Annotated in this window: 18 protein-coding genes and 1 tRNA gene; 13 read left to right on the forward strand and 6 right to left on the reverse strand. The window is 67.1% G+C overall.

The features are described from left to right. Positions 1-372: 372 nt before the first annotated feature. Together NDI79_RS08770 and NDI79_RS08775 are read right to left on the reverse strand one after the other, a co-directional pair. On the reverse strand, positions 373-657 hold the full coding sequence (locus NDI79_RS08770; protein ID WP_310928713.1) for a PadR family transcriptional regulator: 285 nt from the start codon (positions 655-657) through the stop codon (positions 373-375). 126 nt (positions 658-783) lie between these two features. Continuing rightward, positions 784-1,068, reverse strand: coding sequence for a PadR family transcriptional regulator (locus NDI79_RS08775; RefSeq protein WP_310928714.1), 285 nt, complete (start codon positions 1,066-1,068; stop codon positions 784-786). 619 nt (positions 1,069-1,687) lie between these two features. On the opposite strand from NDI79_RS08775, the gene NDI79_RS08780 reads away from it, so the two are divergent. Next, positions 1,688-1,761 (forward strand) — tRNA-Ile (locus NDI79_RS08780). A gap of 354 nt (positions 1,762-2,115) precedes the next feature. Then, the gene (locus NDI79_RS08785; protein WP_310928098.1) at positions 2,116-2,520 is read left to right on the forward strand and encodes a metal-dependent transcriptional regulator; all 405 of its coding nucleotides are present in this window, start codon (positions 2,116-2,118) and stop codon (positions 2,518-2,520) included. Positions 2,521-2,685: 165 nt separating this feature from the next. Here the strand turns inward: NDI79_RS08785 and NDI79_RS08790 are convergent, their stop codons facing one another. Continuing rightward, entirely contained in the window at positions 2,686-3,681 is a 996-nt protein-coding gene (locus NDI79_RS08790; protein ID WP_310928099.1) for a phosphoribosyltransferase family protein, read from the reverse strand. 269 nt (positions 3,682-3,950) lie between these two features. Between NDI79_RS08790 and NDI79_RS08795 the strand changes: the two genes are divergently transcribed. Next, positions 3,951-4,106 (forward strand): hypothetical protein, encoded by a 156-nt coding sequence (locus NDI79_RS08795; RefSeq protein WP_310928738.1) that lies wholly within the window; start codon positions 3,951-3,953, stop codon positions 4,104-4,106. Positions 4,107-4,224: 118 nt separating this feature from the next. Beyond that, the gene (yciH, locus tag NDI79_RS08800; RefSeq protein ID WP_310928100.1) at positions 4,225-4,530 is read left to right on the forward strand and encodes a translation initiation factor; all 306 of its coding nucleotides are present in this window, start codon (positions 4,225-4,227) and stop codon (positions 4,528-4,530) included. 60 nt (positions 4,531-4,590) lie between these two features. Here the strand turns inward: yciH and NDI79_RS08805 are convergent, their stop codons facing one another. Together NDI79_RS08805 and NDI79_RS08810 are read right to left on the reverse strand one after the other, a co-directional pair. After that, positions 4,591-5,628, reverse strand: a complete 1,038-nt coding sequence (locus NDI79_RS08805; protein ID WP_310928101.1) for a sodium:calcium antiporter — start codon at positions 5,626-5,628, stop codon at positions 4,591-4,593. Positions 5,629-5,631: 3 nt separating this feature from the next. After that, positions 5,632-6,861, reverse strand: a complete 1,230-nt coding sequence (locus NDI79_RS08810; protein WP_310928102.1) for a GNAT family N-acetyltransferase — start codon at positions 6,859-6,861, stop codon at positions 5,632-5,634. A 157-nt stretch (positions 6,862-7,018) separates the two neighbouring features. Between NDI79_RS08810 and NDI79_RS08815 the strand changes: the two genes are divergently transcribed. The 5 genes from NDI79_RS08815 to NDI79_RS08835 all read left to right on the forward strand — a co-directional run bounded on the left by NDI79_RS08815 (position 7,019) and on the right by NDI79_RS08835 (position 12,794). After that, entirely contained in the window at positions 7,019-7,276 is a 258-nt protein-coding gene (locus tag NDI79_RS08815; RefSeq protein ID WP_310928103.1) for a DUF7996 family protein, read from the forward strand. Between the two features lie 69 nt (positions 7,277-7,345). Further along, positions 7,346-7,597 (forward strand): DUF8006 family protein, encoded by a 252-nt coding sequence (locus NDI79_RS08820; protein WP_310928104.1) that lies wholly within the window; start codon positions 7,346-7,348, stop codon positions 7,595-7,597. Between the two features lie 135 nt (positions 7,598-7,732). Next, positions 7,733-8,266, forward strand: coding sequence for a DUF5815 family protein (locus NDI79_RS08825; protein WP_310928105.1), 534 nt, complete (start codon positions 7,733-7,735; stop codon positions 8,264-8,266). Between the two features lie 224 nt (positions 8,267-8,490). Further along, a complete protein-coding gene (gene carB, locus NDI79_RS08830; RefSeq protein WP_310928106.1) occupies positions 8,491-11,727 on the forward strand; it encodes a carbamoyl-phosphate synthase large subunit in 3,237 nt (1,078 codons plus the stop codon). Between the two features lie 278 nt (positions 11,728-12,005). Next, on the forward strand, positions 12,006-12,794 hold the full coding sequence (locus tag NDI79_RS08835; protein ID WP_310928107.1) for an SDR family oxidoreductase: 789 nt from the start codon (positions 12,006-12,008) through the stop codon (positions 12,792-12,794). A gap of 25 nt (positions 12,795-12,819) precedes the next feature. On the opposite strand, the gene NDI79_RS08840 is transcribed toward NDI79_RS08835, so the two are convergent. Then, positions 12,820-13,644 carry an NAD(+)/NADH kinase gene (locus NDI79_RS08840; RefSeq protein WP_310928108.1) on the reverse strand — a complete coding sequence of 275 codons (825 nt, stop codon included), beginning with the start codon at positions 13,642-13,644 and terminating at the stop codon, positions 12,820-12,822. 221 nt (positions 13,645-13,865) lie between these two features. On the opposite strand from NDI79_RS08840, the gene NDI79_RS08845 reads away from it, so the two are divergent. From NDI79_RS08845 to NDI79_RS08860, 4 genes are all read left to right on the forward strand, one after another. After that, entirely contained in the window at positions 13,866-15,167 is a 1,302-nt protein-coding gene (locus NDI79_RS08845; protein ID WP_310928109.1) for a KaiC domain-containing protein, read from the forward strand. Positions 15,168-15,528: 361 nt separating this feature from the next. Next, complete coding sequence (locus NDI79_RS08850; protein WP_310928110.1) at positions 15,529-15,678, forward strand: hypothetical protein; 150 nt, start codon at positions 15,529-15,531, stop codon at positions 15,676-15,678. Then, positions 15,668-17,404 carry a sodium/proline symporter gene (locus tag NDI79_RS08855; protein ID WP_310928111.1) on the forward strand — a complete coding sequence of 579 codons (1,737 nt, stop codon included), beginning with the start codon at positions 15,668-15,670 and terminating at the stop codon, positions 17,402-17,404. The genes NDI79_RS08850 and NDI79_RS08855 overlap by 11 nt, the downstream gene beginning before the upstream one ends. After that, positions 17,404-17,907 (forward strand): hypothetical protein, encoded by a 504-nt coding sequence (locus tag NDI79_RS08860; protein ID WP_310928112.1) that lies wholly within the window; start codon positions 17,404-17,406, stop codon positions 17,905-17,907. The genes NDI79_RS08855 and NDI79_RS08860 overlap by 1 nt, the downstream gene beginning before the upstream one ends. Positions 17,908-17,913: the final 6 nt, after the last annotated feature.

The raw sequence follows: 17,913 nt of genomic DNA on the forward strand, positions 1-17,913 counted from the left end.
TCGATAAACTGGGCTTCATGTAGTCCTCTGTTCCCATATCTGAAGTTAGATATGATGGTGATAAAAACACATCTATCTATCGAGAGATGTTGTCTCAATTTTGAATCTATATCTCCGGAGACGGACACGAGAGGCCGTTGGTCGAAAGCTATACCCGAGGAGAGTAATCAGATACCGAACCCTCGCCGTTCGGCCGGCGGTCTGCGGCCGCCACCGGCTCGCGGTGACTCGGAATTCCCGACGGCGTGCCAACCGTTCCCATTACGGACGTATACCTGTAACTAGCCCCGTCACGAGTGACTGGGGCCCTCACGGGTCCGTTCGTCGACGCTGCCCTGCGGGGTCCGGTGGTTCGGTCGTTAGGCGACGTGACTACTGGTCCGCGAGCGCCGGAACGGTTTCGTTCTCCCACCGTCGGCGCTTCTCCAACGCCTCGCGGCCGGCCTCGGAGAGCGTGTAGTAGTTCGTCCGTCGGTCGAGTTGTCCCTTCTCGACTAGTCCGTTCTCCACGACCACGTCGAGGTTCGGATAGAGGCGACCGTGGTTCACTTCGTCGATCTCCTTTTCGATCTCCTCTTTGACGGTCTGACCCGACGGCTTCTCCAGTCCCGCGATCACCGTCAGCAGGTCCCGTTGGAACCCGGTCAACTCGAACATATCGTTCGTCATCGAGCATCTCTTCTCGCGACGAACATATATATTCGACTAATGTTCTATATTGATGACTGTACCATATCCTTGTATGACTGCACTACCGGAACCCGGCCGACGGCCGAGGCCCGGTCAGTCTTCGGTGAGGCTCGGAACGGTTTCGTTCTCCCACTGCCGGCGGTTCGCGAGCGCTTCGCGCCCCGACTCGGAGAGCGCGTAGTAGTTCGTCCGTCGGTCGAGTTGTCCCTTCTCGACCAGACCGTTCTCGACGAGGGCGTCGAGGTTCGGATAGAGGCGGCCGTGGTTCACCTCGTCGATCTCCTTTTCGATCTCCTCTTTGACGGTCTGACCCGACGGCTTCTCCAGTCCCGCGATTACGGTGAGAACGTCTCGCTGAAATCCCGTCAACTCGAACACGTCGTCTGTCATCGCTAGCCGTTCTCCGCTGAACGGCAAATAAGTATGGAGAGTATAGACAAGAATACTGTCTCATTATATGACTAGTAACGGGTCGCGACCCCGAGCGAATCCGCCGAGCGCTGAAGTGGCCGTCTTCGACGGTATCCCTGCCGGTCGACTCGAACCTCGGAGCGACCGTTCCGAACACGTACTCGCTCGGGCCGCCGAGAGCGGCGTGACCGACGCGGTTTCGAGGCAGTGACAGAGAGGGCTTCTCGGCTCTCCGCTCGCGCCACCGGGGATGCGGTTTCGGAGAACCGACTTAGGCCCTCGGGGCGATTGAGATCTCTTAGATAGTATCTATAACTATCTAAGCATCATCTCGTCTCGTAAGTTCGTATCTAGAGCTTTTTAACCGCGCTAAAGTGATAATTTTTCGATTGTGTACTCAAATACGCACTAGTCACATCTATAGTCCCCGATATATAGGTATATAGGTAGTCTCTGCGGTTGGTATCGAAATAGCCGGAATCGACGCCCCTCCGGTGGCAGTGCGTCGGTACGTATCACCCGGCGGAGTCGCCTCGAAAAGAAACTCTTAAACGAATCCTCGAACAACGACTGAATGCGCTCACCTGGGCCAATAGCTCAGTCAGGTTGAGCGCTCGGCTGATAACCGGGAGGTCCGCGGTTCAAATCCGCGTTGGCCCATCCACTGCGCGAGCGGTCTTCGACCGTTCCGCGTTAGGGGCTGAGAACTCCCCAGCCACCTAACTTCGTTGTACTTACTCCCGAAGGGGTTCCGGTATCTCCGTCGAACATCGCTCCGCGACGAACCGGCGACGTCGGCGCGTTCACGCCCCAACTCGATAGCTCCGAAAGCGGCGCGTCCGGTGTTTCGGCGGTCCGCAGGATTCGCGCTTAGTCGTCCGTCTTACCCGGGCGGCCCGTAGAACGGAAGCTCTCTTTCGGCCGGCCTAAAAACCGAAGCAACTATGATGTTTTAGGTGTCCCTAAAGACATGGCGAGAGCGAGTTCGGGTCGGGAGGTGCCGATTCGGCGCGGATGAGCGAGCGCTCGCAGTATCTCCTCGCGCTGTACATCGTCGAGCACCGGCACCGACCGCCGGTCGCGCCCGGTCGGGTCGCCGAACTCGTCGGCCGCACGCCGGCGACGGCCATCGAGGCGTTCCACCGGTTCGACGACGAGGGGTTGGTCGACTACGAACCCTACGAGGGCGTCGAACTCACGGGCCGAGGTCGAGCGGTCGCGTCGGACCTCCACGAGACGTACGTGACGCTCTCGTGGTTCTTCCGGAGCGTCCTTGAACTCGACGACTACGAGGGCGAAGCGATGCAGATGGCGGGCGTCCTCAGCCCCCACGTCGCCGGGCGACTCGCGTCGACGCTCCCGTACGAGGGCCCGGACGGGGAGGAGGGCGCGGCGTCGATGCGAAACGGCGAGGAGTGACGAACACGTCCGCGCCCCGCCCGTCGATGCTTCGGCGCGGCGTCCCTACCGACGACGTCGTCGTTCCCGAAGGTAGCGGATAGTCGAGAAACGCGCGTAGAAGTGTGGGTCCCATCCCGACGGGACGCTCGCGGAGAGAGGCGGCGTCCCGAGTTCGGATCGCCGCTACTTTCGCAGGCGAGTCTGCATCAGTCGACTCGCCGTGTAGTAGCTCTCAGTGAGCACGTATCTGCTCGCTTTCAGCGAGAACGCGACCGGGTCCTCGCTGAACTGCGCGGCGTAGTCGGTGCTCTTGTTCTGGATGCGGTCGACGTAGCCCGGATTCATCAGTTCGTTCGTCTCGTAGCAGAGCACGGGCTGCTTCGAGCGCTCGCAGATGACGGCGGCCTGCTTCGGCGAACTCTCGATGAACAGCTTCGTGTCCGTGTTCCGGTAGACGTTCGCCTTGTACTCGGCGTGGTTCCCCGCCCGCTGTCGAGCCTCCTTCGAGGGGTGGTCCATCATCACCAAGTTCTCGTACTCGACGCCGTGTTCGTTCAGCCACGCCTCAGTCTCTTCGCGGTACTTCTCCAGCCGGCACGTCACCAGCCACCCGATGGTCTCGGTGGGGACGACTCGCGGCTCGACGCTCTGCAGGAACTCGCGGTAGCGCGGGCCGTCGTCGTTCTCCTCGCGCGTCGGGTCGCGGCAGAGCACGCCGTCGATGTCGACGCAGGAGTGTTTCAGGTCGGGGTGATGCATCACGTTCCACTCGAACACGCGCGGTTTGTCGACCACGTCGACCCAGTAGTCGACGAACTGGTGTCCCTTCGAGGAGACGTAGACCGCTGCGTACTCGATGTCGAAATCGAGATTCTTCTCGGCCAACTGCGCCTTCGTCTCCCGCATCTGCCGTCCCGAGTCCACCGAGTCGTCGACGACGAGCACCCGCTCTACGTCGTCGAACGACGCCTCGCCGTCGTACCGGTGGCCGGTCTGGAGTACGCGTCCCTCGCACAACCCCTCTACGTCGGTCATCGGCACGTCGAGATTCAAACAGAGCAGGTTCGCGGCGAGCAGGCCGCTCCGCGGGATACCGACCACGAGGTCCACCCCACGTGGAACCTTCTGTGAGAGCCGGCGCGCCCCTCTGTTCAACTCGGCCACACTTCTGTAGTTCACTATACGATGTTCAGAGGGTTTGACCGTATTATTCTAACTATGATAACGCCGATTAGGAGGGGGAAAATCTGTCATCCGGACGGAAGTCGCGTGAAACAGAACCGCCTCTTGATAAGCCGGAGGGTCCTACGAGGGCCTACCCGGGGGAGCGTACGGTCTCTTCTCGTCCGGAACCCGACGCAGTCGGCCGATTCGCTGCCCGAGCGGACGAGCGCGGCCGACGGACTGCCCGAATTTACTCTGTTCCGTATCACAGTAGTATTATCTGTGTGAACGTCGTACACGGGTCGATGCCCGAGATACGCGTCTCCGACAGCCTGTACAGACAGCTCGTCTCCGCCTCCGAGGCGGAGGGCGGCGACCTCGACAAGGCGATGTGGAAGATGGTCGCGCGCTACGGCCGCGGCAACCACCCTGGCGACTGATACTCTCTGTTGGCGACCAGTACCGCCGGGTCGCCGGAACGGGATGAGGAACCGGCGGTCGTTCGCACCGCGCGCACGCCGGGGCAACCGGTATATCCGCTCGGCGCGTAGGGCGGACGTGGCAAACAACGACGACCTGTCATCCATCGCCGGACTCCCCGAAGAGCTCGGCATCGACCAGGACCTCTCGAAATCCCAACAGCAGCTCTCGGTCCACGTGGACACCCGCCGCTACGGGAAGGCGGTCACCGTCGTCAGCGGCTTCGACCTCTCGAAGGACGACCTGCGGGACGTGGCCTCGCAGTTGAAGAGCAAACTCGCGTGCGGCGGGACCGTCGAGGACGACTCGGTGGAACTACAGGGCGACCACACCGGCCGTATCGGCGACATCCTCCGCGACATGGGCTACGAACTGCAGACCTGAGCGGTCCGCGACGACCGACGCTGACGGACGCGCGACTGTTTTTCGCCGGTATCGTCTCCGCTATCCGACGAGCGACGTGACCCCGAGGCTCTCGGCGACCAACCAGACGATGAACGCGCCGTAGAGGGCGACGAGGAGGTACGCCTCGCGGTGGGAGAGACGCATGTCCGTCCGAAGGACGGCGAAGAACGCCACCGACGCGGCGACGAGAAAGCCCATCATGGGCACCACCTCCGAGAGCGATATCGTCGCCCGTCCGGCGGCGAAGACGCCGGCAGGGAGGACAACCAACAGCGCGAAGATGTTGCTGCCGAGGACGTTCGCGAGACTCACGTCGGCGTTGCCGCGGCGCGCGGCGACGACGCTGACGAACGTGTCGGGGAGGCTCGTTCCGGCGGCGACGACGGTGAGTCCCCACAGGAACGTCGACGTGCCGAAGGCGTTACCGAAGCCGATGGCGGCGCGGACGAGCAACTCCGCGGAGACGACGATGACCGCGAGGGAGGCGAGCAGTCGAACCCACTCGCGTCCGACGTTCACGGCGTCCGGGTCGACGTTGAACGGCGAGTCCAGCCGGTGTTCGAGGGTGTCCGTGTACTGGATGAAGAGATAGAGCCCGTACAGGAGGAAGGGGACGGCGCCGAGCGCGGGTGTCATCGTCCCGGTGAACGGGTCGCCGTCGGGCGTCCCGTCGTAGAGGACGGCCAGTGTGAAGGCGAGGAATACCACCGCGACGGAGAGCAGGTAGAACTGCGCCTCCTTGAACACCAGGTCGCGGTTCGACGCGAGCGACCCCTCGCCCGCCAGCGCGGAGATGGCCGGGATGACGAGGATGTTGAATACCGCCGACCCGACGACGGCGCCGACGCCGATGTCGAACGCGCCGTACCGGGCGGCGGCGATGACGGTGCTCGACAGTTCGGGGAAACTCGAACCGACGGCCGCGACGACGGCCCCCTGCACGACGGGCGGGAGGCGGTAGTACGCGCCGAGGCTATCGGCCGCCTCGACCAGCAGTTCGCCGCCCCGGAACGCGAGTCCCGCGCCGACGACGGCGGCTCCGAGATACAGCGCCAGCGTGAACGCCGTGACGGCCACCGTTCAGAACCCTTCTCTGAAGAACGTTCGTTCGCGCGGGAACAGCGCGTCGAGCGCCTCTCGCACCGACGCGTCCGCGACGGTCAGGTCGCCGGTGCGTTCGAGTCCGTCGGAGTCGCGCGCGCCGACGGCCAACTGCGAGAGCGCGCCGATATCGAGTTCGGCGTCCGGGCTCTCGGCAGCGTCCCCGTCGAGACGGCTCACGTGCCCGCCCGCGGCGTCCGCGCGGAGTTCGAACGTCCCGTCGTTCCACGCGCAGCGGTCGTCGTCGACGTCGAGGACGACCGACTCCCGCGCGTCGTACGGCAGCGTCGAGAGCGCCTCGGCCACGTCGACGATGCGGACCATCGGTCCGGGCTTCACCTCCAGCGTCGCCGCCCGCGGGTCGGTCAGTTCGTCGATGGGGCGCGCCCATTCGGGGAGCGCGCGGAACGTCACCGAATCCACCTGCGAGTCGTGGTCGCGGCAGAACCGCAGCAGGTGCCCGCGCGCCTCGCCGTCGACGGCGGCGCGTTCCCACACGCGCATCTCGCGGCCGTCGCCGTCGTCCTCGTCGATGCTGTAGACGAGGTAGCCCCGCAGCGACCCCTCCTCGTCCGCCCAGCCGAAGGCGTAGGGGTTCTTTCGCCACCCGCGGAAGACGCGCTCGCGCCACCAGCCCTCCGTCCGGCGGACCGCGAGCGACTCCGTCGCCCACGCCTCGTGAACCGCGCGCATCGCCGGGAGGTCCTCGTCCGGCGTCAACCGTCGGAACTCCCCGCGCGGGTCGGGGACGACGTCCGCGAGTTGCTCGGGCGGGAGCGTCGCCTCGGCGTGGTTACAGCAGGTGGCCCACCCCAGTCGGCGGTAGAACGGGTACTCGAACGGCCACAGCGCCGAGAACGCCGCTCCCCCCTCCCGGTAGCGGGCGAGGAGGGCGTCGAGCATGGCGCCGACGGTTCCACGTCGGCGGCCTTCCGGCGGGGAGGCGACGGCGGAGACGCCGGGCATCGAGCGCCACTCGCCGCGCACGCGGACGGTGAAATCGTAGCTGCCGCAGACGGTGCGGAGGGCCGAAGCGTCGGGGTCGGACCCGGCGTCGGGGGCCGCGTCGTAGAAGCCGAGCGGGGTGAACAGGTCGGGGTCCTCGCGGTCGCGGTCCTCCCAGTCGGGCCCGTCCTCCGGCCGGAAGGCGTAGTTCACCATCTCGCGGAAGGCGTCGCGGTGGTCCGCCGGTAACTGACGCAGGTGCACGTCAACTCCCTCTTCGCGGACGGTGAAAAACGCTCCCCGTCCGTGCGAGCGCGGGGCACGCCGGACCCGGGTCGGTCCCGGGGCGGACCGGTAGAGCGGGCGACGACGACCGGCGCCGGACCGAGCGATTCAGGGTCGTGCGGTCCCGAGCGGACGTATGGGTCAAGACGAGGCTCCCGTTCGGGACGACGGGGAGTCGTCGGGCATGTTCGAGCTCACGCGCGACAAACTGCTCCTGTTGGCGGTGCTGTTCGTCGGTATCGCCGGCACGGGGCTCGTCCGACGGTTCCTCGGCGAACTCGGCTACAACGGCGTCGGCCGCATCGTGTTCGTGCTCGGCTACGGAGGGATGGTGTTCATCATCTGGTACGGCTGGATTCGGCCGATGGACATCACCGGTCCCGGCGAGGGGTGACGGGGGCGCCCGTTCGGCCGGAGAGAACGGAACTTTAATACTCGATTCGCGCCGAATTTCGCGGTAAGGATGCTCCCCCTACAGCTCATCGACAGCTTTCTGCTGGACTACAACGTCGGGCAGGCGCTGTTGCTCGTCTTCGTCTTGGCGACGCTGGGCGCGCTACCGCTGAAATCCGCGAAGGTGGTCGCCCTCAACACGATGGCGTTCGGCGTCATCTTCCTCTTGACGCCCCAGTCGCTGGTTCCGATCCACTACCTGTTCCTCGGCATCGCGCTCGTCATCATCGGTCCGCTACTGTGGACCACCTCGCGGAACTGACCGCGGCGCGAGGCGCCGGCCGCATCCTTTCGCCCGTCCGGGCGGCGACGGCGGGCACAGACGCCGGCGCGGGCGCAGGACGCGAACGCGAACGCGAACGCGACGTTTAACCCACCGCGACGACAACGGCGGCACATGGCACAACCGCGCGTCCCCGGCGGTCCCGGCGAGGACCTCGAACTCCCGTGCGGGGAGACGAAGCCGGTCCGGAGCCTCGACCTCGGCCTCCGGGAGTTCGACTGCCCGTGCGGCGAGTCGCACGCCGTGGTGATGGACGTGCACCCGCCGGAGCGCTTCCTGCCCGACTTCCTCGTCGAGGTTCTCCAAGAAGCGGTCGAGACGACGAGCGAGGAGATGCCGGAGTTCGGCACGGCGCATCTGATGGGTATCGTCCTCGAGGAGTTCCCCCGGAAGGTCGTCTCCGAGGACGTGAGCGACGACGGCGACGTGGGCGCGGGCATCGTCTGGGTGACCGACTTCGACTCGCGTCGCCTCCACGAGATAATCGTCGAACTGGTCGTCGAACTGATGGAACACGCCGTCTCCCACGCCGAGGACGACGCCGCGGTCTCCGACTTCGAGACGAAGATGCTCGACTTCGACGTGGGCGAGTTCGTCGAACAGTACCGCGCGCAACGCGACCTGTCAGAAGACGACGTGTACGCGTAGGCGCGGGCGGCCCGAATCGGGCCGGGCCGGACGAACCGGACGCGCGCGAACCCGGCACTGCTTTCTTCCCTTGTCTCTCACACGCACACCGCCCAGCGGCGCGTCTCGACCCGTGAGAGCGCCGATTCGGCCGCGTCGAACCCTGTCTACGATATTCGAAACTCTGTTTCGTATCTCGTAGCGATTCGCCGGGCTTATTACGATGTGCTGATTTCGTTTCCACGATGACCGACGAGGACACCTCGACTGGCTCTCAGGCAGAGGGCGAGAACAGGACCATACTGCTCATCGGGAGCGGGCCCATTCAGATCGGACAGGCGGCCGAGTTCGACTACTCCGGCGCGCAGGCGTGCCGGGCGTTACAGGAGGAAGGGGCACGAGTCGTCCTCGTCAACTCGAACCCGGCGACGATTATGACCGACCCGGAGATGGCCGACAAGGTGTACATCGAACCCATCACCACCGAGGCCATCTCGGAGGTCATCCGCAAGGAGAACCCCGACGGCGTCATCGCCGGTCTCGGGGGCCAGACGGGGCTGAACGTCACGGCCGAACTCGCAGAGGAGGGAATCCTCGAGGAGTTCGACGTGGAGATAATGGGAACGCCGCTGGATACCATCTACGCGACGGAGGACCGCGACCTGTTCCGCCAGCGCATGGAGGACATCGGGCAACCGGTCCCCGCCTCGACGACCATCTCGCTCGACGAGGACGAGTCCGTCTCCGCGGTCACGGAGGAGGACCTCGCGGACCGCGTCGAGTCCGCGGTGGACGCCGTCGGCGGCCTCCCCGTCATCTCGCGGACGACCTACACCCTCGGCGGGTCGGGGTCGGGCGTCGTCGACGACATGGAGGAACTGAAACGCCGCGTGCGCAAGGGCCTCCGCCTCTCGCGCAACAGCGAGGTGCTCATCACCGAGTCCATCTCGGGGTGGGTCGAACTGGAGTACGAGGTGATGCGCGACGCCGACGACTCCTGTATCATCATCTGCAACATGGAGAACATCGACCCGATGGGCATCCACACCGGCGAGTCGATGGTCGTCACCCCCTCGCAGGTGATTCCGGACGAGGGTCACCAGGAGATGCGCGACGCCGCCCTCGAAGTCATCCGCGACCTCGGGATTCAGGGCGGGTGTAACATCCAGTTCGCGTGGCACGACGACGGCACCCCGGGCGGCGAATACAGGGTGGTCGAGGTGAACCCGCGCGTCTCCCGTTCCTCGGCGCTGGCCTCGAAGGCGACGGGCTACCCCATCGCCCGCGTCACGGCCAAAGTCGCCCTCGGCAAGCGCCTCCACGAGATAGAGAACGAGATTACGGGCGAGACCACCGCCGCCTTCGAACCGGCCATCGACTACGTGGTGACGAAGATTCCGCGGTGGCCCAAAGACAAGTTCGACGACGTGGACTTCACGCTCTCGACGGCGATGAAGTCGACCGGCGAGGCGATGTCCATCGGGCGGACGTTCGAGGAGTCGATGCTGAAGGCGCTCCGCTCCACCGAGTACGACCCGGTCGCGGAGTGGTCCGAAGTCTCCGACGAGGAACTCGAAGCCGACTACCTCGAACGCCCGACGCCCGACCGCCCGTACGCCATCTTCGAGGCGTTCGAGCGCGGGTACTCCGTCGACGACGTCGTGGAGATGACGGACATGAAGACGTGGTACGTCGAGCGGTTCAAGCGCATCACCGACTCCGTCGCCGCCGCCCAGGAGGGCGACTTCACCGCGGCGGCCACCGCCGGCCACACGAACGCCGAAATCGCCGCCGCGACGGGCAGCGACGTCGGCACCGTCGAGACGCAGGTGCCCGGCCGGACGTACAAACAGGTCGACACCTGCGCCGGCGAGTTCGCCGCGCAGACGCCGTACTACTACTCCTCGCGCAAGCCGGAGTTCTTCTCCGGTCCCTACGAGGGCGACGCCGCGGCGGGCGAACTCCGCGTCGACCGCGACGTGGAGAGCGTCGTCGTCGTCGGCGGCGGTCCCATCCGCATCGGACAGGGCGTCGAGTTCGACTACTGCTCGGTCCACGCCGTGCGCGCCCTCCGCGAGATGGGCATCGACGCGCACGTCGTGAACAACAACCCCGAGACCGTCTCGACTGACTACGACACCTCCGACGGCCTGTTCTTCGAGCCGATAACGGCCGAGGAAGTCGCCGACGTCATCGAGGCGGCCGACGCCGACGGCGTGATGGTCCAGTTCGGTGGCCAGACCTCCGTCAACATCGGCGAGAAACTGGAGGACGAACTCGACCGCCGCGGCGTCGACTGCGAGATTCTCGGGACGACCGTGGACGCGATGGACCTCGCGGAGGACCGCGACCGGTTCAACGTCCTGATGGACGAGTTGGAGATTCTCCAACCCGAAGGCGGGTCCGCCCGCAGCAAGGAGGAGGCCTTGGAACTCGCGCGCGACATCGGCTACCCCGTCCTCGTGCGCCCGTCGTACGTCCTCGGCGGCCGCGCGATGGACGTGGTGCACGACGACGACGAACTGGAGACGTACATCGAGGAGGCCGTGCGCGTCTCGCCGGACAAACCCATCCTCGTGGACGAGTTCCTCGCGGACGCCGTCGAACTCGACGTCGACGCCGTCTCCGACGGCCGTCGCACCCTCATCGGCGGCGTGATGGAACACGTCGAGAGCGCGGGCGTCCACTCGGGCGACTCGGCCTGCATGATTCCGCCGCGCGCGCTGGACGAGGAGACGATGGCGCGCGTCCGCGAGGTGACCGAAGAGATAGCCGCCGCCCTCGACACGGTGGGTCTGCTGAACGTCCAACTCGCCGTCAAGGACGGCGAGGTGTACGTGCTCGAAGCCAACCCGCGCTCCTCGCGGACGGTGCCGTTCGTCTCGAAGGCGACGGGCGTCCCCATCGCCAAACTCGCCGCGAAGGTGATGGCCGGCGAGACGCTGGCGTCGCTGGACGTCGAGGAGCAGATTCCCGAGCACACCTCGGTGAAAGAGGTCGTCCTGCCGTTCGACCGCCTGCCGAACTCCGACCCGCGCCTCGGCCCCGAGATGAAGTCGACGGGCGAGGTGATGGGCACCGCGCGGTCGTTCGCCAAGGCGTACGACAAGGCGCAGGACGCGACGAGCAAGGCGGTTCCGGCCGGCGGCACCGCCATCGTCGACCTCTCGGCCGAGGAGTTCCCGGACCTCGACACCGAGGCGGGCGCGGCCCTCCGCGACGGCTTCGCCGACTACTTCGACCTCGCCTCCTTCGAGGACGCCGAGGAACGCGACGCCGCCATCCGCGAGGGGAAGATAGACCTCGTGGTGTCGCGGAACCGCGACATGCTCGAACTCTGCGTCGAAGAGGAGATAACCTACTTCTCGACGCACGCCTCCGCGTCGGCGGCGCTCGAAGCCATCGGCGCGAAGGACGACCCCCTCGACGTGCTGGCCGTCTCCGACCGTCCGAAGCGGACGGCCGAGTGGGGCGGCGAGTAGGGAGTCGGAGCGCGTAACCCGGACGGAGAGACGCGCGACTCGGTTCTCCGTCCCCTCTATCTTCTCTCGCCGCCCGTTCGCCCACGTCCGCGTCCGACGAGCTCATTGCCTCGTGGTACCTATTCTCATCTGCGGGGCGACGTCGCCCGCTTGGGAAGCGGTGACCTGGTCACCTTGGGTACGCCGCGGGCGCCCGCTCCCGCCCTGCGCTCTCCCCGGAGAACGCGGATTTTGTGCGCGAACGAACCGTTATATGCGCTCGGGAGCCACGGTAGCGTATGTCGTTTTCACGCGGCCGGGTGCTGGTCGCCGGCGCGACGGGCGGGACGGGTCGGCGCGTGCTCGATACGCTCCGGTCGCTCGACGCCCACGTGACCGTCCGCGCGCTGACGCGGTCCGCCGACGAGGAGTCCGCGCTCCGCGGGCGGGGGGCCGACGAAGTGGTCGTCGGCGACGCCCTCTCCGCCGAGGACGCCGCCCGCGCCGTCGAGGGCTGCGACGCCGTCGTCTGCGCCCTCGGAACCTCGCTCGGACTCGGCTCTCTCACCGGCGACCACGCCGACGGGCGTGGGGTGGAGAACCTCGTCGACGCCGCCCGCGACGCCGGCGTCGAGCGGTTCGTCCTCGTCTCCTCCATCGGCGTCGGCGACTCGAAGCCGGGGATGCAACTCGGCCTCCGCCTCCTCCTCCGCGGCCTCGGCGTTCTCCCGGCGAAGGCCCGCGCAGAGGCGCACCTCCGCTCGTCGGGTCTCGCGTACACCATTCTCCGGCCCGGTGGGTTGACGAACGCCGAGGCGACGGGCGACGTGGTCGTCGGCGAGGGCGGCGACACCGTCTCGGGGTCGGTTCCCCGCGCCGACGTGGCGGGGCTCTGCGTCGCCTCGCTGTTCACGCCGGCGGCGGAGAACAGGACGTTCGAGGTGGTTTCCCGACGGGGCCTCCGCGGCAACCCCGAGGGCGTGGTCGAGGTGGACTGGCGGATGCGTCCCTCCGACTCCGAGCGACGGTCCGCGTCCGGGGACGCGCCAGAGGACGCCGCCGTCGAGGAGAGCGAGTCGGCGGACTGAACGCCGAATCGACCGGCCGAGTCGCTCAGTCGAGTTTTCCGAGCGCCTCGAAGAAGTCGGAGGGCGACCCCGCGAGGCGAACCGGGGCGTTCGCGGACGCGACGGTCACCTCGGCGGGCGGCGTCAGGTACGTGCGCCGCCTGCCGTCGGTGACGACGACGGCCTCCTCGGCGCCGGTCACGGAGACGGTCACCTCCGCGTCCGGCGAGACGACAAGCGGCGGCATCCCGTCCTCGGCGACCATCTCGTTGACGACGAGGCCGCCGACGCTCGGGTGGACGAGCGGTCCGCGTTCGCTGAGGTTGTACGCCGTGCTCCCGGTGGGCGTCGCCACGAGGACGCCGTCGACGTGCCCGTCGCTGTACAGGGAGCCGTCGACGCGAACCTCGACGTCGACGCCGCCGCCGTGACCGCGCCGGGGACCCTGCACGACCACCTCGTTCATCGCGGGCCGTTCGGTCCAGCCGTCGCCGCTGGCGGCGATGCGCGGCACCTCCCGGACCGCCAGCGGTTCCCCGCGTCGGAACTGCGCTACCTCCTTCATTACCGCCTCGACGGCCTCTTCGGGGCCGACGGCGTTCAGGAACCCGACCTCGCCGAGATTGACTCCGAGGACGGGCGTCCCGCCCGCGCCGCGCGCGGCGAACAGGAACGTGCCGTCGCCGCCGATGCTCACCGCGAGGTCTGCCGACTCGAACGTCTCGACGTCGTGGCCGGCGACGCCAAGCGTTTCCGCCGTGTCCGCGTCGACGCGCACGTCGACGCCCGCCCCTTCGAGTCGCTCCCGGAGGTCGTCGGCCACCCGCGCGGCCCGGTCGTTCCCCCGTTGTGCGACGATGGCCACCTGCATGCTCGTCTGCCGGGTTCGCTCTCACCGGGCAAAAGCCCACCGTCACCCGATTCCCTTCCGGTTCCCTCGGTTCGACCCCCGCTCGTCGACCGGCGGGCGAACCAGTCGCTACGGGTAACATTCATACATACTGGCGACTATCTATCCACGACTGCGATGGAACCGACCGCTTCGCGTTCGCGTTCGCGCGCGACACGACACGACGACCGGGGGGACGACGCGTGAGCGACGACGACTGGTTCGAGCGCGCGTTCGCGGGCGAGGGGTCCGACGCCGACACCGACCCCGACTCCGACTCCGAATCCGAATCCGGCGCCGATATCGACGCCGACGCTGACTCCGAGGCCACGGCCGACGAGGAGATGGAGGCGGACGGGGTCGACGCCGCGCGACCGAACGCGGGTCCCGAGGGGGCCGGAACGGACGAGAGGCCCGACGGCGCGGCCGACGACGGGGACGACTTCGAGCGCGCGTTCGGGGCCGACCCGGACGACGGGAACGAGGACGGGTTCGGCTTCGACGTCGGTCCACCCTCGAACGAGGACGAGTCGGACGCCGCTCGGACCGACGCCACCGACCCGTTCGGCGGCGTCCGCGGCGGGCGGGCGGACGACCGAGAGCGAGGCGGCGCCGGGACCAGCGACGAAAAGCACGACCCGTTCCCCGACGACTTCGCGGCGGCGATGGAGAGCGCACCGGGGTTCGGCGGCCCGGACGACGACTTCGCGGCGGCGATGGAGAACGCGCCGGAGTTCGGCGGCCCAGACGCCGGGTTCGGCGGTCCGGGCGGCGAGGAGACGTTCGACGACGAGGCGTTCGAGTCCGACATCGAACGCCTCGACATCGGTATCGAGGGACTGGACGAGATGATTCTGGGCGGCGTTCCCACCCGGTCGCTCATGGTCGCCATCGGGTCGGCCGGGACGGGCAAGACGACGTTCGGCCTCCAGTTCCTCAACCGGGCGCTCGAAGACGGCGAGAAGGCCGTCTACATCACGCTGGAGGAGAGCCGACAGCGCATCTTCGACACCGCCGAGGAGAAGGGGTGGGCGTTCCGCGAACACGCCGAGGCGGACCGACTCGTCGTCATCGACCTCGACCCCGTCGAGATGGCCAACAGCCTCGCCAGCATCCAGAACGACCTCCCGCGCCTCGTCTCGGAGTTCGGCGCCCAGCGACTCGTCCTCGACTCGGTCTCGCTCTTGGAGATGATGTACGACCACCCCTCCGAGCGCCGGAGTCAGGTGTTCGACTTCGCCCGCGCGCTGAAAGAGGCGGGCGTGACGACGCTTCTCACCTCCGAGGCGAAGGAGAGCAACCCCTACGCCTCCCGGCACGGACTCGTCGAGTACCTCGCCGACGCCGTGTTCGTCCTCCAGTACGTCCGCCCGAGCGACTTCCGGGAGACGCGACTCGCCATCGAAATCCAGAAGATACGGGACGCCAACCACTCCCGCGAGACGAAGCCGTACGAACTCACGAGCGACGGGATCAGCGTCTACCGGCAGGCGAACATCTTCTGAGGCGTTCGGTCCGGCGCTCCGGCCCCGGACCGCTCGGTCCGTCGCTGCCCGCCGTCCTGACAGATATTCGAAAAAGAGTGTTTTTGTTTCACTACTATCTTCGAAGATTCGTTTGGTAGGGTACCCGTTTAGGATGACTTCGCGGGAACGACCCGTACGACTGGTGGGCGAGTCGAAGGCCGGACGCGCGCGATGCCGCGCCGTCGCGGCGTTCCTTCGACCTGCCCCGCGAGAGCGCGGACACGACAGCGCGCCACTTTTACGAGTATTTACAAATAAGTGCTACTAGTACGGCCAATTGTCTAATTATTAGCCAAGAGTCCGCAGTATTTATGGTGTTTTGTTATCCAATCACGGAGCGATGCCTGACGGAACCAGCGTCGATTTGACCTTGCTGTTCGGACCGTTCGTGCTCTACTTCGTGTTACTCGTCGTCTACTACGTCTGGGAGGGGCGGCGGGAGCGCCGGATGCGCGAGCGATACGAGTCGGAGGGCGGCCGTGCCCAGTAGCGGCATCGCGGGGTCCGCGGGGACGTGGGTCCTCGGGACGTTCGCGGCCTACCTCGTCGTCCTCCTCGGCATCGGCCTGTACTCCTCGCAGTTGATGGACACCGTCGACGACTACGTCATCGGCGGGCGGGAGATCGGTCCGGTCGTCACCGGCTTTTCCGAACGCGCCTCCGAGATGAGCGGATGGCTCACGCTGGGCGTCCCCGGCGACGCGTTCAACACCGGGGTCATGGCGTTCTACAACGGTCTCGGGATGATACCCGCCGACCTCCTCGCGTGGGCCGGGATGGCCAAGCGCCTGCGGAAGTACTCCGAAATCGTCCGCGCCGTCACGCTCCCGACGTTCTTCGCCACGCGCCTGCAGGACGACTCGGGCGTCGTGAAGGGCGTCTCGTCGGTGATGCTGATGCTGTTCGAGGGCGGCTACGTCGGCGCGCAGATCGTCGCCGCCGGGACGCTCCTGCAGGTGCTGACCGGGGTTTCCCCCCTCGTCGGCATCCTCGCGGGCGGCGTCATCGTCGTCGGTTACACGATGCTCGGCGGCTACTTCGCCGTCGCGTGGTCCGACTACTTCCAGGGCGCCATCATCCTCGCCGCGTTCGTCGCCCTGCCCGTGCTGGCGTTCACCTCCTACGGACTGCCGTTCGACGACCTCGCGTCGATGGGCGGCGGCCTCGCCAGCGTCACCGCCGGGATGACCGGGTGGGCGGCGCTGTTCGGCATCATCAGCTACGCCGCCATCGGTCTCGGCGTCCCCGGCAACCCGCACATCATGGTGCGCTTCATGGGTATCGACGAGGTGCGGAACGTCCGCCACGCGGCGCTCGTCGCGCAGTTGTTCATGTTCGTCGCCTACATCGGCGCCGGCCTCGTCGGCGTGTACGGCCTCATCATCTTCGGGCAAGGTGGCATCACCAATACGGACAACGTGATGCCGATGCTGACGCTGGACCTCCTCCCCGGCGCCCTCGCGGGCGTCGTTCTCGCCGCCGCGCTCGCGGCCATGATGTCCAGCGCCGACTCCCAACTGCTCGTCGCCACGAGCGCCGTCGTCGAGGACGTCTACCACGGCTTCGTCAATCCCGACGCCAGCCAGGCCCAACTGGTCCGCTACTCCCAGATAGTGACGCTCGGACTCGGCGGGGCGAGCATCGCCTTCGCCTACGTCGCCCGGAGCACGCCCATCTACACGCTCGTCCTCGACTACGCGTGGGGCGGCCTCGGCGCGGCCATCGGTCCGACGCTCATCGCCTCGCTGTGGTGGAAGCGTCTCACCACCGCGGGCGCCGTCGCGAGCATGATCGTGGGCGCGACGACGATGATACTCTGGACGCAGCTCTCGACGCTGTTCGCCGCGTTCGGGATGGCCGGGCTGCTGGAGGGCTCCGGCTTCCTCGCGAGTCTCCTCGGCGTCTACGGACTCTTCCCGGCGTTCATCCTGTCGACGCTCACGCTCGTCGTCGTCTCCCTCTTCACCCGCCCGCCGGAGGGCGTCGAAGACCACTTCGAGACGTTCAACCAACCCTGGATGGAGGTCGACGACGCCGGCGGCGCCTCGGGGTACGCGACCGACGGCGGTCGAGTGAGCGACCGAAGCGCCTCCTCGGACGCGCGGTCCGACGGCGGCGACCCCCGCGACCGCGACCGCGACCGCTCCCCGAAGGCCGTCACCGAGACCGACAACATCCGGGCGCACGTCCGCGCGTCGGACTACTGGGGGAAGTGATGCGAGCCGACCCGAGCGCGGCGACCCCGCCGAGCGAGCGGTCGCCCGAGACGGCGACGCTCCCAGTCGTCCCGCCGACGCGCACCCGTGAGTCGGTCGAGTCGGCGGGCCGCGTCGGCGCCGTCGCCTACCCGTACCGGGTGTACGAAGCGTCCGCGACCGTGGGGCGGTCGTTCCTCCCCGAGCGGGAACTCTCGTACGTCGCCAGTGTCGACCGGTCGCGCCGCCTCGTCCTCCGGGCCGACGCCGTCCCCGAGACGGAGACGCGAACCGTCGAGGACGTGTTGGTCCTGCCGGCCGACCTCTCCGAGGACGAGTGCGACGAGCGCGTTCGGAGCACCGTCTTCGAGTGGACGATGCGGAAGTTCGCGCTGGGGAGCCCCCCCGAGGTGTCGTTCGGGCGCGTCGTCGACGCCTACAAACTGTTCTGGGTCGCCGAGCGGCCCGACGGAGACGTCATCGTCGACAGCGTCCGAGACGAGGAGTCGCCGCTGGACGGCTGAGGTCGG

It is taken from the genome of Halogeometricum sp. S3BR5-2 (genome assembly GCF_031624635.1).
GTDB classification, from domain to species: domain Archaea; phylum Halobacteriota; class Halobacteria; order Halobacteriales; family Haloferacaceae; genus Halogeometricum; species Halogeometricum luteum.

Bases quoted from the DNA above. Each gene is read 5' to 3' on its own strand.
- NDI79_RS08835 (WP_310928107.1), top strand. From the start codon at position 12,006: ATGTCGTTTTCACGCGGCCGGGTGCTGGTCGCCGGCGCGACGGGCGGG.
- NDI79_RS08860 (WP_310928112.1), top strand. From the start codon at position 17,404: ATGCGAGCCGACCCGAGCGCGGCGACCCCGCCGAGCGAGCGGTCGCCC.
- NDI79_RS08825 (WP_310928105.1), top strand. From the start codon at position 7,733: ATGGCACAACCGCGCGTCCCCGGCGGTCCCGGCGAGGACCTCGAACTC.
- NDI79_RS08840 (WP_310928108.1), bottom strand. From the start codon at position 13,644: ATGCAGGTGGCCATCGTCGCACAACGGGGGAACGACCGGGCCGCGCGG.
- NDI79_RS08815 (WP_310928103.1), top strand. From the start codon at position 7,019: ATGGGTCAAGACGAGGCTCCCGTTCGGGACGACGGGGAGTCGTCGGGC.
- NDI79_RS08850 (WP_310928110.1), top strand. From the start codon at position 15,529: ATGCCTGACGGAACCAGCGTCGATTTGACCTTGCTGTTCGGACCGTTC.
- NDI79_RS08785 (WP_310928098.1), top strand. From the start codon at position 2,116: ATGAGCGAGCGCTCGCAGTATCTCCTCGCGCTGTACATCGTCGAGCAC.
- NDI79_RS08770 (WP_310928713.1), bottom strand. From the start codon at position 657: ATGTTCGAGTTGACCGGGTTCCAACGGGACCTGCTGACGGTGATCGCG.
- carB (WP_310928106.1), top strand. From the start codon at position 8,491: ATGACCGACGAGGACACCTCGACTGGCTCTCAGGCAGAGGGCGAGAAC.
- NDI79_RS08820 (WP_310928104.1), top strand. From the start codon at position 7,346: ATGCTCCCCCTACAGCTCATCGACAGCTTTCTGCTGGACTACAACGTC.